Source organism: Bradyrhizobium sp. USDA 4354, from assembly GCF_054060315.1.
In genome coordinates, this window is sequence record NZ_JBSSDC010000001.1 from 7240531 (window position 1) to 7253178 (window position 12648).

General features: G+C 64.8%; 11 protein-coding genes. 8 read left to right on the forward strand and 3 right to left on the reverse strand.

Translation table 11 applies throughout. From position 1 onward, the window contains the following. The first annotated feature begins 208 nt into the window (after positions 1 to 208). The 3 genes from ACVIIV_RS33610 (at position 209) to ACVIIV_RS33620 (ending at position 2757) form a co-directional block, all read left to right on the forward strand. Positions 209 to 1399, forward strand: a complete 1191-nt coding sequence (locus ACVIIV_RS33610; protein WP_456748017.1) for a urate hydroxylase PuuD — start codon at positions 209 to 211, stop codon at positions 1397 to 1399. Between the two features lie 147 nt (positions 1400 to 1546). After that, positions 1547 to 2404 carry a VOC family protein gene (locus ACVIIV_RS33615; RefSeq protein WP_456748018.1) on the forward strand — a complete coding sequence of 286 codons (858 nt, stop codon included), beginning with the start codon at positions 1547 to 1549 and terminating at the stop codon, positions 2402 to 2404. Between the two features lie 77 nt (positions 2405 to 2481). After that, the gene (locus ACVIIV_RS33620; protein WP_456748019.1) at positions 2482 to 2757 is read left to right on the forward strand and encodes a hypothetical protein; all 276 of its coding nucleotides are present in this window, start codon (positions 2482 to 2484) and stop codon (positions 2755 to 2757) included. Here the strand turns inward: ACVIIV_RS33620 and ACVIIV_RS33625 are convergent. Beyond that, on the reverse strand, positions 2754 to 3791 hold the full coding sequence (locus ACVIIV_RS33625; protein WP_456748020.1) for a L,D-transpeptidase family protein: 1038 nt from the start codon (positions 3789 to 3791) through the stop codon (positions 2754 to 2756). The two genes, ACVIIV_RS33620 and ACVIIV_RS33625, sit on opposite strands and share 4 nt — an antisense overlap. Before the next feature lie 173 nt (positions 3792 to 3964). Here ACVIIV_RS33625 and ACVIIV_RS33630 point away from each other — a divergent pair, with 173 nt between their 5' ends. Beyond that, entirely contained in the window at positions 3965 to 4927 is a 963-nt protein-coding gene (locus ACVIIV_RS33630) for a lytic transglycosylase domain-containing protein (protein WP_456748021.1), read from the forward strand. Positions 4928 to 4978: 51 nt separating this feature from the next. Here the strand turns inward: ACVIIV_RS33630 and ACVIIV_RS33635 are convergent, their stop codons facing one another. After that, complete coding sequence (locus ACVIIV_RS33635; protein ID WP_456748022.1) at positions 4979 to 6031, reverse strand: DUF1236 domain-containing protein; 1053 nt, start codon at positions 6029 to 6031, stop codon at positions 4979 to 4981. Positions 6032 to 6143: 112 nt separating this feature from the next. Here ACVIIV_RS33635 and ACVIIV_RS33640 point away from each other — a divergent pair, with 112 nt between their 5' ends. Next, a complete protein-coding gene (locus ACVIIV_RS33640; RefSeq protein ID WP_456748023.1) occupies positions 6144 to 6602 on the forward strand; it encodes an NUDIX domain-containing protein in 459 nt (152 codons plus the stop codon). Positions 6603 to 6636: 34 nt separating this feature from the next. Here ACVIIV_RS33640 and ACVIIV_RS33645 read toward each other — a convergent pair whose 3' ends face one another. Further along, on the reverse strand, positions 6637 to 7620 hold the full coding sequence (locus ACVIIV_RS33645; RefSeq protein WP_456748024.1) for a Bug family tripartite tricarboxylate transporter substrate binding protein: 984 nt from the start codon (positions 7618 to 7620) through the stop codon (positions 6637 to 6639). A gap of 435 nt (positions 7621 to 8055) precedes the next feature. Here ACVIIV_RS33645 and ACVIIV_RS33650 point away from each other — a divergent pair, with 435 nt between their 5' ends. The 3 genes from ACVIIV_RS33650 to ACVIIV_RS33660 all read left to right on the forward strand — a co-directional run bounded on the left by ACVIIV_RS33650 (position 8056) and on the right by ACVIIV_RS33660 (position 12645). Further along, entirely contained in the window at positions 8056 to 8691 is a 636-nt protein-coding gene (locus tag ACVIIV_RS33650; protein WP_456748025.1) for a hypothetical protein, read from the forward strand. Next, positions 8688 to 8963: an HGGxSTG domain-containing protein gene (locus ACVIIV_RS33655; RefSeq protein ID WP_456748026.1), complete on the forward strand. Its 276-nt coding sequence runs from the start codon at positions 8688 to 8690 to the stop codon at positions 8961 to 8963. Before ACVIIV_RS33650 ends, ACVIIV_RS33655 begins: the two co-directional genes overlap by 4 nt. Before the next feature lie 280 nt (positions 8964 to 9243). Continuing rightward, positions 9244 to 12645, forward strand: a complete 3402-nt coding sequence (locus ACVIIV_RS33660; RefSeq protein WP_456748027.1) for an AAA family ATPase — start codon at positions 9244 to 9246, stop codon at positions 12643 to 12645. Positions 12646 to 12648 lie beyond the last annotated feature (3 nt).

Genomic DNA, 12648 nt, shown 5'->3' on the forward strand with positions numbered 1-12648 from the left:
CGCACGTCAACGCCGATCACCCGCAAATGGTCTGCAGCAGGTCCGACGCCTGCCGAATCCCACGTCAGCTCATGCCCTCACGATGTGCATTAGCCACAGCCCATCATACTGGAAAATGCAGCAGATCGGTGCGACACATTGTGAGGGCGACGACGTCCGGTTGCGTCATCAAGGCTGCAGCATGGGTGTCGCGACTGATGGGAAGATCATGTGGGGATCCGTCATATCGGAATGGGCGAGCCTGCTGCTGCGCTGGCTGCACGTGGTGGCCGCGATCGCTTGGATCGGCAGTTCCTTCTACTTCATCGCTCTCGATCTCAGCCTGAGGCCGAGACGCGACCTGCCTGACGGCGTGCAGGGCGAGGCCTGGCAGGTCCATGGCGGCGGCTTCTACCGGATCATGAAATATCTGGTTGCGCCGAGCCAGATGCCCGACGAGCTGACCTGGTTCAAATGGGAAGCCTACACCACCTGGCTGTCCGGCTTCGCGCTGATGGTGGTGGTGTATTATCTCGAGGCCGACCTGTTCCTGGTCGACAAGTCGATCCTCGACCTCACGCCATTCCAGGCCGGCCTGTTCAGCTTCTTTAGCCTCGCGCTGGCATGGCTGCTCTATGAAGCCGCCTGCCGCACCGGGCTTGCGCAGCGCGAGCTGCCCTTTGCCATCGGCGGCTACCTGTTTCTGGTCGCGCTCACCTACGCCTTCACGCATGTGCTCAGCGGTCGTGGCGCCTTCAACCAGATCGGCGCGATCATCGGCACCATCATGGTGGCCAACGTCTTCGCGCTGATCATCCCGAACCAGAAGAAGATCGTAGCCAGCCTGATCGCGGGCCGGGCTCCCGATCCAAAACTCGGCAAGGCCAGCAAGGAACGCTCGGTCCACAACAACTACCTGACGCTCCCCGTGGTCGTGCTGATGATCAGCAACCACTATCCCCTGCTCTACGCCACCCGCTTCAACTGGATCATCGTCGCGATCATCCTGGCGCTGGGGCCGGTGATCCGGCACTTCTTCAACGAGCGCCATGCCGGGCGCAAATCGCCGTGGTGGGTGTGGGGCGTCGCAGCCGTGGGCGTGATCGCGATCCTCTTCCTCTCCGCGGCCGGCCCGCGCGAGGTTAAGGCGGGCGCGCTGCCGGCACAGCCGACGCTCGCCAAGGTCGAGGAGATCGTGATGTCCCGCTGCAGCATGTGCCACGCGGCCGAGCCGGTCTGGGCCGGCATCGTCGCCGCCCCGAAAGGCATCCTGCTCGATGCCCCCGAGCACATCCATCGCAACATCCGCCTGATCGGGCGTGTCGCGGCCTGGTCCAACGCGATGCCGCCCGGCAACATCACCGAGATGACCAGCGAGGAGCGCGCCGTCCTCGCCGCCTATCTCGAGCAAGCGCGCTGACGCGCGTCGCACGAGGATGCGTTGCGCGGAATGAAATTTTTCGCATGCGCCGCTGAATTGGAAAATGACTTGGCCGCCTATCCGGCGTAGACATGACCGGCAGCCGTCGGCGCGGCCCAAGAATCAGTTTGCAGTCGGGAAAGAACAGTGGCGCTCAAGAACATCATCGGTATCGACCACGCCGTGGTCATGGTGAAGGACCTCGACAAGGCTGCCGAGAATTATCGGCAACTCGGCTTCACCGTATCCCCGCGCGGCACCCACAGCGTCCATATGGGCACTGGCAACTACACTATCATGTTCGACCCCGACTATATGGAGCTGCTCGGCGTGCTCGCTGCGACCGAGCTCAATGCCCCCGCGCGCGCCTTCCTGGACAAGCGCGGCGAAGGCATCGAGCGCATCGCCTTCACCGCAGTCGATTCCGCCGCCGGCGCCGAGGAGATCCGTGCTCGGGGCCTGGAGCCGATCGGCCCAACCGATTTCGAACGTCCGGTGACGCTGCCAGACGGCACGGTCTCGGCGGCGAAATTCCGCACCTTCATGTGGCCGACCGCCGAAGCGCCGGGCGGCGTGCGCATCTTCGCCTGCCAGCACAAGAGCCGCGAGACCGTGTGGATTCCCGCGCTGATGACCCACGCCAATGCGGCCAAGTGGATCAAGCAGACGCTGATCGCAACGCCGGAGCCGGCAAAGGACGCCGCACACCTCGCCCGCCTGATCGACCGCGAGCCGCAGGCCGAGGCCGACGGCGCCGTTACCGTACCCTCCGGCGGCGAGCGTGCCGACTTCGTCTATCTGACGCTGGACCAATTGGCCAAGCGCTATCCCGGCGTGCCGCTCGCAGGCCTCTCCGAACGCGGCGGTGCCGCGCTGGTGCTGGTCAGCGGCAATCTGGCGGCGACGGAGAAAGCGCTGGGTTCAGCAGCCGTGCGGAGCGGAGCTGCGGTCTGCGTCCCGCCGGCCAAGGCCAACGGCACCCTGCTCGCCTTCGTTGCCGGCTGATTTGAACTAATTCTTTAACGGGTGTTTACCCGGCGGCTGTAGGATTCCAGGCAATCCAAGTCGCCGGGACCCGACGCATGTTCAAAGAGGGATCGCCGATCGCCTACGACGCGCCGGCCGAGTTGAAGAAGTGGCCGTCGCTGAAAGGCGAGAGGCAGAAGGATCGGGGTCCGCCCTATCTCGTCTACAACGGCACACTCGCCGAATGCGTACGCGAGCTCATGGGCAAGCCGATCAAGGGCATCTCGCTCTACGACATCATGACGAAGCCGCAGGCCGCCTTCGATCAGACAGTGCTGTCGCCCGGCGATGCCGCCGAGATCGCGATGCGCAAGGATTTTCCCACAGACTAGTTTGCCGCGCGCTTCGCAGCGGGCGTGCGGTTTTGCCTGGACGAGGATTCCGTCGGCGCATCGAGGAAGACGACGGGTGTGCCGCGCTTCACGTTCTCGCCGAGCACACGAGCGTCCCAATTCGTGAGCCTGACGCAGCCATGCGACGCCGACTTGCTGACCTTGTCGGGCTCTGCCGTCCCGTGGATGCCGTAGCCCTGTGCCGACAGGCCGATCCAGTACGCTCCCACCGGATTGTTCGGGCCCGACTGGATGTCGAACGGCCTGTTGGATTTGACACTCTTGAACCTATACTCGGGATTGTAGTGGTAGGTCGGCTGCTCGTTGGTGCCGGTGACCTTCAACGTTCCGGTCGGCGTCGGGCGATCCGGACTGCCGACTGACGCCGGATAGAACGCCAGCAAAGCGTCGGCTGCGTCGAACGCTTTCAAGGTCCCGTGCGTCTTGTCGACTTCGAGCCGGGCGATGCGCGGCAGCTCGCGCCGTGCCGGAACGTTTGCAACGACGATGGTCTCTCCGGCCTTGTCGAAGGCCTTGCCCGGGTTGAGCGCCCTGAGCAGATCCGCGCTCATGTGGAATTTCTCGGCAAGTCCTTCGACAGGGCTGATGTAGCTCAGCGCCTTCAGCGATTTCATGTCCTCGAGCTTGCTCGGCAACTCCTTCAGGAACGGCCCTTTCACATCGGCGTCCGTGACCTTGTAGTCCACGAGAATAGGACCTTCGAGCGCTGCCGTCAGCTTGTCCCAGAGCTCCGGCGCTACTCCCTTGTCGGATGCGATGCCGTTCTGCTCCGCAAAGGCCTTGAGGGCCTTCCGCGCGTTCTCGCCGAACTTGCCGTCGATCTCGCCGGGAGAGAATTGCGCACGATCGAGCAGCACCTGAAGCTTGACAATCGCCGGATTGAGCTTGTCGGTGGCCGGCTGCTTCGCCGGACGTGCAGCCTCATTCACAGCAGCCGGATCGAGATTGCCTGCGAGCGCCGGGCCGACGAGCCACAGCGACATCACCGCGCCAAGCATCCATCGTGTCGTCATCGCGCATCTCGCAACCAGCCCGCAAAACCGCGGAAGGTTTCTCTTCGGGAACACCGTAGTAACACCGAAGGAACCGACGAGATCGCAGCTTTGCCGCAATCGGACGGTTAAGAACTCGTTATCGCCGGCGCATCGCTGGCCGTTCAGCCCACAGTTCGAGGTTGTCCCCGCAAATGCGATTTGTCGTCGCGGCTTGCGCCGCATTTCTGCTTCTGATGTGCGACCTCGATCCGTCGGCGTCCCGGCAAGCATCACGTTTCGATGCCACTGTTCTCCAGAACAATCATGCCTCGCCACTTGTTCCGGTGGTCGAACTCTTCGTCGCCAGCGTGCAGGCGATCGAGCTTGCCAACGCGCACGCGGCCTATGAGCAGGTGATCGAGCCACCGCGCGCGATCGAGCCGGTGGTACAGGCGGAGCTCTCACCATCCGAACGATTTTGTCACGCGCTGCGCGAGGCCGCCGAATCCAGCGGCATTCCGGTGCCGTTCTTCGCGCGCCTGATCTGGCAGGAGAGCCGCTTCAAGTCCAACGAGGTCAGCCATGCCGGCGCGCAGGGTGTTGCGCAGTTCATGCCGGAGACGGCCGCCGAGGTCGGCCTCGACGATCCCTTCGATCCGATGAAGGCGCTGCCGGCATCGGCGAAATTCCTGCGCAAGCTGCGCGACGATTTCGGCAATCTCGGCCTTGCTGCCGCCGCCTACAACGCAGGCCCCGGCCGCATCCAGAAATGGCTTGCCAGAGAGAGCGAGCTGCCGCGCGAGACGCGCGACTATGTCCGCATCATCACCGGCACCAAGGCGGAAGACTGGATTGAACGCTCCGAGGCGCTCGCGATCCGGATCGATCTGCCGCGCGAAGCGCCCTGCGAAGGCATCGGCAGTCTTTCGAAGGCCAAGGACGTCGCCTGGGTTCCGGTGAACTTGACGCCTTCGGTTGCGAGCATCGTTCGCAAGGCCGAGCAGTTCGCCGCGCGGCTGGCGGCGAACCGTGCGCGCAAGCGGTTCGCAACCGTGCTGCGGAAGAATGTCACGGCTCACGGCAAGGCACGCAGCACGATCGCGGCACGCGCCGCCGGAAAGAGTGCGAAGGCCCGCGCCGTCCGCGTCGCCGCGCGAGAACGCTCTGCGATCTGATACGATGAGGGAGAAGCCGCTCGATGAAGCGGCTTCCGATGGGCGTGCGAACTAGTCGATCTCCTCGATCACCCGACGCTCGCGCGGCTCGATGACGTAGGTCCGGGTGTCGCGGTGGATGTAGCGGTATTCGCGCAAGTCCGGCGCATCGCGATAGACCGTGCTCGGAAATTCCTCGACCTCGACGGTGTCCGGGACTCGATCACCTACATGGATCTCCGTGCGCGCGGTGCTGCCGGTGGTCCGCGCCTCGCCCCGTCCTTCGGTGCGAGTCTTTGCATGCTTGCGGATCACTTCGCGATCGCGATCCGAGAACTTGCTCGCGCTGCGCTCGCGCGTGGTCGTCGTTGCCGTGGATTGCCCCGCATACGGCAGCACCGTCACGACCTTGTACGTTGCCGGATCGACCACGACGATCCGATCTTTCACCAGCGCAAAGCTGTAGCCGCGATATTGCGGCACGATCTCGACGACGTCAGGCGGCAGTGTCGAAAGGTGCACGTCGCGCGGCACCACCGTGCCGACATTCAGAGAGAAATTGACGTTGGTGAGCGGCCGCACGTTCAGGCGCGAGATCGAGGTGCTGATCCTGGTTTCCTGCTGCTTGTTGAGGTTGACGTCAGTCTGGGCCGCCGCCTGTGAATTGGTGCCCGAACGTTCGCCCTGCGCTTGATTGCTGGTTGGCGCGTTCGGCGCCTGCTGGGCCTGGTTGGTTCCAGATGCAGCGGGCGCCTGCTGGGCCTGATTGCCGGTGGTCGGCGGCGGATTGGACCGGTCCTGCGCCTGGTTCGTATTCGCCGGCGGCGGGTTGGCGCTCTGCTGCGTCGCAGGCTGGTTGCCGGCTGCATTGGAGCTGCCGGAGCCGGAAGACGGTGGGTTGGCCTGCGTATTCTGGGTCGACGTTCCCGACGTCGATGGTTGCTGCGGTTGCGATGTGGTCTGCTGCCTATCGGCCGCGCCTGACGGCGGGGCGGTGGATGGCGCGGTGGAATTTGACTGGGATTGCGGCGTCTGCTGAGACGTCGTGCTCGTGCCTGGCGATTGCGCAAAGGCGGCATTCGCCAGCACCAGCCCTAAGGCGGTGGTTGCCAGCAGGCGGATCATGACTTCACTCCCTTTTATCAAAATGAACTTGGCTACTAACCTGCGCTAGGACGCTCTGTTCCAGTTTTTCCCGAGCCAAGAGGCTGCCACCCACGCCTGCATGGAACCCGCAATGCCATCGAAGAGTGCCGGGATCATCGCCTATCGGAAGCGCCGGAAAGTCGAGGTGCTCCTCGTTCATCCCGGAGGGCCATTCTGGCGCAACAAGGATTTCGGCGCATGGTCGATCCCGAAGGGCGAGTACGCGGACGGAGAAGATGCGGAGATTGCCGCGCGACGGGAGTTTGCCGAGGAGCTTGGGCTCGAGCTGTCCGTGCCGCTGACCCCGCTTGGCCAGGTCAAGCAGCGCGGGGGCAAGCTCGTCACCGCGTTCGCGGCCGAGCTGGACATCGACGTGCGCAGCATTCGCAGCAACACCTTCGAGATCGAATGGCCGCCTCGCAGCGGCAAGCGGCAGGCCTTTCCGGAAGCAGACCGCGCGGAATGGTTCACGCTCGAAGCGGCGCGGGAGAGGATCAACGCCGGACAGCGTCCGCTGCTTGACCGACTGGAGCAGCTGACCGGCGGATAGCGCGTCGCGCTCGCTTGCGCTCGCCGGCCGCGCCTCACTCCGCCTTGATGTTTGCGGCCGCGACCACCTCGGCGAGCTCCTTGGTCTCCTTGGCGATCTTCGCCGCGTAGTCGGCCGGGCTGAGCACGCTGACGACACCCTGCGAGCCGAGCTTCTCCTCGGCCGCGGGATCCTTGGCGGCGGCGACGATCTCCCGGTGCAGCGTCTCCAGGATCGGCGCGGGCGTCGCCTTCGGCATGAAGAAGCCGACCCAGAACGAGATGTCGAAGCCGGGATAGCCCGCTTCCGCGACGGTCGGCACATCAGGCAGCGCCGGCAGCCGCTCGGCCGACGACACCGCCAGCGCGCGCAGCTTGCCGGCCTTCACCAGCGGCACAGCGGAGAGCGGATCGAACACCGCCAGCACCTCCTGCGCGAGGATACCGACCTCGGCGGCCGAACCGCCGCGATAGGGCACGTGGATCAGCTTGATGCCGGCCTTCTGGCTGAGCAGCTCCATGACGAGATGGGCGAGATTGCCGTTGCCGCCGGAGCCGTAGGCGAGCGCGCCGGGCGCGGCCTTGGCCGCAGCGACGAGATCGGCCACCGTCTTGATGTTCGCCGTCTTGGGATTCTCGGGATTGACGACGAGGACGAGCGGCGCCGACACCACCGTGGTCAGCGGCGCAAAGTCGACTTGCGGATCGTAGCGGATCTCCCTGAACAGCGTCTTGTTCAACGTGATCGTCGACGAGTTGCAGGCGAGCATGGTGTAGCCGTCCGCGTCCGCACGCGCGACGCCCTCGGCCGCGATCATGCCGTTGGCGCCGGCGCGGTTCTCGACCACGAAGGGCTGGCCGAGCTTGTTGCCGAGACGATCGCCGATGATGCGTGCGACGACGTCGACCGGTCCGCCCGCGCTGAAGCCGACCATGACCTTGACCGGCCGCGACGGGTATTTCTGCGCCAGGGCCTCTGTCGCCAGCACCAAAGCGCATAATCCGGCGATGACTGCCAGCAGGCGGGCCGTTCGTTGCATTCGTTCTCTCCCAGACCTTTTTTGGCGCCGCTTTGTGCATGCTTGTTGGTGCGACGCGTTCGAAGATCATGATGAGCGGCCGCGCCGGATTTCGCAATCGCGTTTGGGCGCCGGCATTCCGCCGCGCGGCACGTGCGCGCCGCTTCCAAACAAGAAATGCGAAAACAACCCCATGCACAGTAGCCGGGCCCTGTCAGAACAAGGACTTGCGCAGGGGGAAGAAAATTTTCGGATTTACGAAATCCATTTTGACTCGTCGGGCAAAACAGTGGCATGATGGCATCATCGCAAAGATCGCGAGCGTCACGACCTGCCCGACAACGGGCCTCCGACGCGGTTGCGTGTAACCCTTCATCGACATCCGTAAAATTCGCATTCGCGCGCAACGAGCGAACAGTCGCTCGCGCGCGCCTGCGTCAGCAAAGGACACCGGACATGACGACAGCTCTCGAACGCCACATCACATCGCCGCTTGCGGCAAACGATCGCAGCGGCCCTCTCGCAACCCCGCGCATAAAACTCTACAAGCGGCGCATCGCGATCAGCCATCCCGACCCGCAGGCCGGCGAGCGATTGCTGGCCGAGGCGCTCGGCGCCGCCGACCGCGACGCGCTCCACGGCATGCTGAGGCAATTGGTCAAGGCCAGCGCGATCGGGCAAAAGCCCGATGAGGCCAACCTCGCCTTCATGATCTCGACGATCAGGAGCATCGCGCCGAAAGATTCCATCGAGGCCATGCTGGTCTCCCAGATGGTCTCCGTCCATATGGCGGCAATGCGCTGCGCCTGCCGCCTCGCCTGCACGGACGATCTTGCCCAGCAGGAGGGCGTCACCCGCGCATTGACACGGCTCTCCCGTACCTTCGCCGCCCAGGTCGAAGCGCTGAATCGCCACCGCAACAGCGACGACCGCGCGATCACGGTGCAAAACCTGTCGGTGCAGGATGGAGGACGGGCGATCGTGGGCAATCTCACGCAGCATGCGCATGTGATCGTTGCCGATCCGGGCACCGCTTCCCGCGAAGCCGGCGAATGCGAACAGACCATCGCCCGCCAAGGCATCGTCCCATGAGCGGCAATCACCCCCGCGACACCGGCGCCATGATGGCAAGCCCGCGCTGCGGTGCTGCGACGCGCAACGGCACCGCCTGCCGCGCGCCGGCAGTGCTGGGAAAGCCCCGCTGCCGCATGCACGGCGGCGCGGGGAGATCAGGCGCGCCGAGGGGAAATCAGAATGCGCGGAAGCACGGTGCCTTCGCCCAGGATAGGATTGCGGAACGGCGGGCCATACGCGAGTTGCTGGGCGAGACGCGGAAGCTGCTGGCCGAGATCAATGCAAGCTGACGGCGGAGAAGCAATGCGGCGACCTGATCGACACAAATGATCCGATCGCCTGCGGCAAGTCCAGGCCGCGTACCCATAAATCCAGCGGCGTAATGCGAAGAAGGCAATGTCCGCTTTGTTCCGATAGCGACCAAATTCGTGCGGCAGCGCAATAGGTCGCGATGGGCCAGAAACCGAGCTTTCTCACCGGTCAACTCGTGGCGTTTCACCGCGCCCGCCGCCCGCCATTTTGAGATAGACTGGAGCACAGAGCGCTGAAGACGAGAGCCGGGAGGAGCCCATGGACATTGGGGCCTGGCTGTGTGGTCTGGGGCTGGGACAGTACGAACAGGCGTTCCGGGCGAACGACATCGATGCCGAGGTTCTCATGGACCTTACGGCGGAGGATCTGATTGGGCTCGGAGTCGCCTCGATCGGCCATCGCCGCAAGCTGCTCGCCGCCATTGCCGCCCTGCGTGCCGGCTCAATTTCCGCCACCAATCCTGCTGCCACGGCTGCAGCCATCACTGTCTCCGAAAAGTCCACGCCTGCAGCGGAGGCCGAGCGCCGTCAGCTCACAGTGATGTTTGTCGACCTGGTCGATTCGACCGCACTCGCGGCGCAGCTCGATCCGGAGGAAATGGCCGAACTCCTGCGAATCTATCAGAGCGCGGTGGCGGGCGCTATCGCGCGGTTCGAAGGGCATGTGGCGAAGTACATGGGCGACGGTGTGCTGGCCTATTTCGGCTACCCGCGCGCCCACGAGGATGACGCCGAACGCGCGGTGCGGGCCGGCCTCGCCGCAGTCGCGGCGGTGCGCGGCCTGGGATCGGCACATGGCGAGGCGCTGGTGGCCCGAATCGGCATCGCGACTGGCTCGGTGATCGTCGGCGAATTGATCGGCGAAGGCGCAGCACGGGAGGAGACGGTGGTCGGCGATACCCCGAACCTCGCGGCGCGGCTGCAAGCCTTGGCCGAGCCGGGCACGGTCGTGATCTCCGCCCGCACACGAGAGCTCGTTGGCGGGCTGTTCGAACTCGCCGAACTCGGTATGAAGATATTGAAGGGATTTCCTGTTCCGGTACGCCCGTGGCGTGTGGTCGGAGAAGGCAGCGCCGAGAGCCGGTTCGAGGCATTGCACGGCGCGGGCCTGACACCGCTTGTCGGTCGCGACAACGAAATCGGCCTGCTGCTCGAACACTGGCAGCGAGCCAAAGAGGGTGAGGGCCAAGTGGTCCTGCTCGGAGGCGAGCCTGGCATCGGCAAGTCGCGCCTCGTGCGGGCCTTGCGGGGGCGACTGGAAAACGAACCGCATACGGCCCTGAGCCACTACTGCTCACCGCACCATCAGACCAGCCCGCTTTATCCGGTGATCGGCCTGCTGGAGCGGGTGGCGGGCTTCGCCCCAGACGATTCCGCCGCAGCGAAGCTCGACAAGCTCGAGGCGCTGCTTGCGCTATCGATCGATGATGTCACCGCGGTGGCCTCGCTGTTCGCGACCTTGCTGTCGCTCGAGACAGGGGCGCGGTACCCGCCGCTCGACATGAGCCCGCACCGGCAGAAGGAGCGGACGCTCGAGGAGCTGGTCAATCAGGTTCTCGGCCTCGCAGCACGGCGGCCCGTGCTGGCCATGTACGAGGACGTGCACTGGGCAGATCCGACGTCGCTCGAGCTGCTCGATCTGCTGGTCGACCGGGTGCAAGGCGCCCGTGTGCTCGTCTTCATCACCTTCCGGCCCGAGTTTGAGCCGCCCTGGATGCGTTGTGCCAATGTCACCACCCTGACCCTCAGTCGGCTGAGCCGCCGGCAAGGCGCGGCCATGGTTGCGCGGCTGAGCGGCGGAAAAGCGCTCCCCCCTGCGGTGCTCGACCAGATCGTCGCCAAGACCGATGGCGTGCCGCTGTTCGTCGAGGAGCTGACGCGGACGGTCCTCGAGACCAATCTGCTCTCCGATGAAGGCGATCACTACGCGCTCGCGGGGCCGCTGCCGCCCATGGCGATCCCCGCCACGCTTCAGGAGTCGCTGTTGGCGCGGCTCGACCGGCTGGCTCCGGCTCGGGAGGTAGCCCAGGTCGCAGCTGCTATTGGCCGGGAGTTCTCTCACGAACTGCTCGCGATCGCGACGGCATTGCCGGAGAACGATCTCCAGGTGGCGTTGGACGACCTCATCGGCTCGGGCCTGGTGTTCCGGCGCGGCACGCCGCCGAAGGCGACCTATAGCTTCAAGCATGCACTCGTTCAGGACGCCGCCTATGCAACGCTCGTGCGCACGAAGCGGCAGCGCTTGCACGTGCGGATCGCCGCTGCGCTTGAACAGCACTTTCCGGAGACAGTGCAGGCGCAGCCCGAGCTTCTGGCTCATCACTACATGGAGGCGGGGCTGGCCGAACCGGCTATCGACTATTGGCTGAGGGCAGGACAAGCAGAGATCGCGCGCTCGGCCACAGCAGAGGCGATCACGCAACTGACCAAAGGGCTCGAGCTGATTTCTGCTCTTCCCGACGACGCCGCACGATGGCGGCGGGAACTCGAGCTGCAAATCGCCCTCGGCGTCGCCCTGATGGCTGCGAAGGGCTGGGCCGCACCGGAGGTCGGGCGGGCCAACGCACGGGCTCGCGACTTGTGCGAGCGCCTCGGCGACACGTCGCGGCTCTTCCCTGTTCTCTATGGGAAATGGGTTTTTCACGTCGTGAGGGCGGAGCTCGAGGCCGGTCGAACTGCAGGCGAAGATTTGCTCCGCCGCGCCCAGGAACAGAATGATGCTGCTGCCGAAACCATTGGCAACCGCATCGTCGGCACCGGTGAATTGCTTCGCGGCGAGTTAGTGGCTGCTCGCGCCCATCTCGAGCGGACGCTCGCTCTCTACGATCCCTCCGCGCATCGGTCGCTCGCCTTCCTGTTCGCGCAGGATCCACGCGTAGCGGCGCTATCCGTTATGTCCTGGGGATTGTTCGCCCTCGGCTATCCCGAACAGGCTCAGGCGAGGAGCGAAGAGGCATTGACAGACGCGAAGGAGTTGTCCCACCGCAACACCCTCGGCTATGCCCTGCTTTACGGCTGCATACTGTCGCAGCTCCGCCAGGACAAAGACGAGGCCCGCGATCGGGCGAATGCGCTGATCGCACTTGCGGCCGAGCAGGACGCTCTGCACTTCCTCGGAGCCGGCATCGTCATTCGTGGCTGGGCGCTGGGCGAGGCTGGGGATTTTGGGACAGGCATCGCGCAGATCCGAGACGGGCTTGCGATGTGGCAGGCCACCGGAGCGGGTTTCCTGGTACCCTATTTCACAAGCCTGCTTGCCGGGGTCCATGGCCGGTCGGGGGCCGTGAATGAGGGCTTGGACCTCGTTGCCGCAGCGCTAGACCGCGTGGAAGAAACCGGTGAGAGGTGGTTCGAGGCCGAGCTCCATCGGATAAATGGAGAACTGATGCTGCGGCTGCCGAGGCCCGATCCGACCACCGCGGAAGCACGGTTCGGGCATGCGGCTGCAACCGCGCGCCAGCAAGGCGCTAAGCTGTGGGAGTTGCGCTCGGCGACACGTCGCGCAGGATTGTGGAGAGAACAACATCGGTGCGGTGACGCACACGACCTGCTCACGGCACTCTATGGCCAGTTCACCGAGGGTTTCTCGACTACGGATCTACAGGCTGCCAGAGCAATACTTCAAGAAACCGCGGCCGGCCCTAAGCCGATGAACCCATAGCAG

Excerpts from the sequence above, each read along its gene's own strand:
- ACVIIV_RS33610 (WP_456748017.1), top strand. The coding sequence starts at position 209 with ATGTGGGGATCCGTCATATCGGAATGGGCGAGCCTGCTGCTGCGCTGG.
- ACVIIV_RS33620 (WP_456748019.1), top strand. The coding sequence starts at position 2,482 with ATGTTCAAAGAGGGATCGCCGATCGCCTACGACGCGCCGGCCGAGTTG.
- ACVIIV_RS33625 (WP_456748020.1), bottom strand. The coding sequence starts at position 3,791 with ATGACGACACGATGGATGCTTGGCGCGGTGATGTCGCTGTGGCTCGTC.
- ACVIIV_RS33630 (WP_456748021.1), top strand. The coding sequence starts at position 3,965 with ATGCGATTTGTCGTCGCGGCTTGCGCCGCATTTCTGCTTCTGATGTGC.
- ACVIIV_RS33635 (WP_456748022.1), bottom strand. The coding sequence starts at position 6,031 with ATGATCCGCCTGCTGGCAACCACCGCCTTAGGGCTGGTGCTGGCGAAT.
- ACVIIV_RS33640 (WP_456748023.1), top strand. The coding sequence starts at position 6,144 with ATGCCATCGAAGAGTGCCGGGATCATCGCCTATCGGAAGCGCCGGAAA.
- ACVIIV_RS33645 (WP_456748024.1), bottom strand. The coding sequence starts at position 7,620 with ATGCAACGAACGGCCCGCCTGCTGGCAGTCATCGCCGGATTATGCGCT.
- ACVIIV_RS33650 (WP_456748025.1), top strand. The coding sequence starts at position 8,056 with ATGACGACAGCTCTCGAACGCCACATCACATCGCCGCTTGCGGCAAAC.
- ACVIIV_RS33655 (WP_456748026.1), top strand. The coding sequence starts at position 8,688 with ATGAGCGGCAATCACCCCCGCGACACCGGCGCCATGATGGCAAGCCCG.
- ACVIIV_RS33660 (WP_456748027.1), top strand. The coding sequence starts at position 9,244 with ATGGACATTGGGGCCTGGCTGTGTGGTCTGGGGCTGGGACAGTACGAA.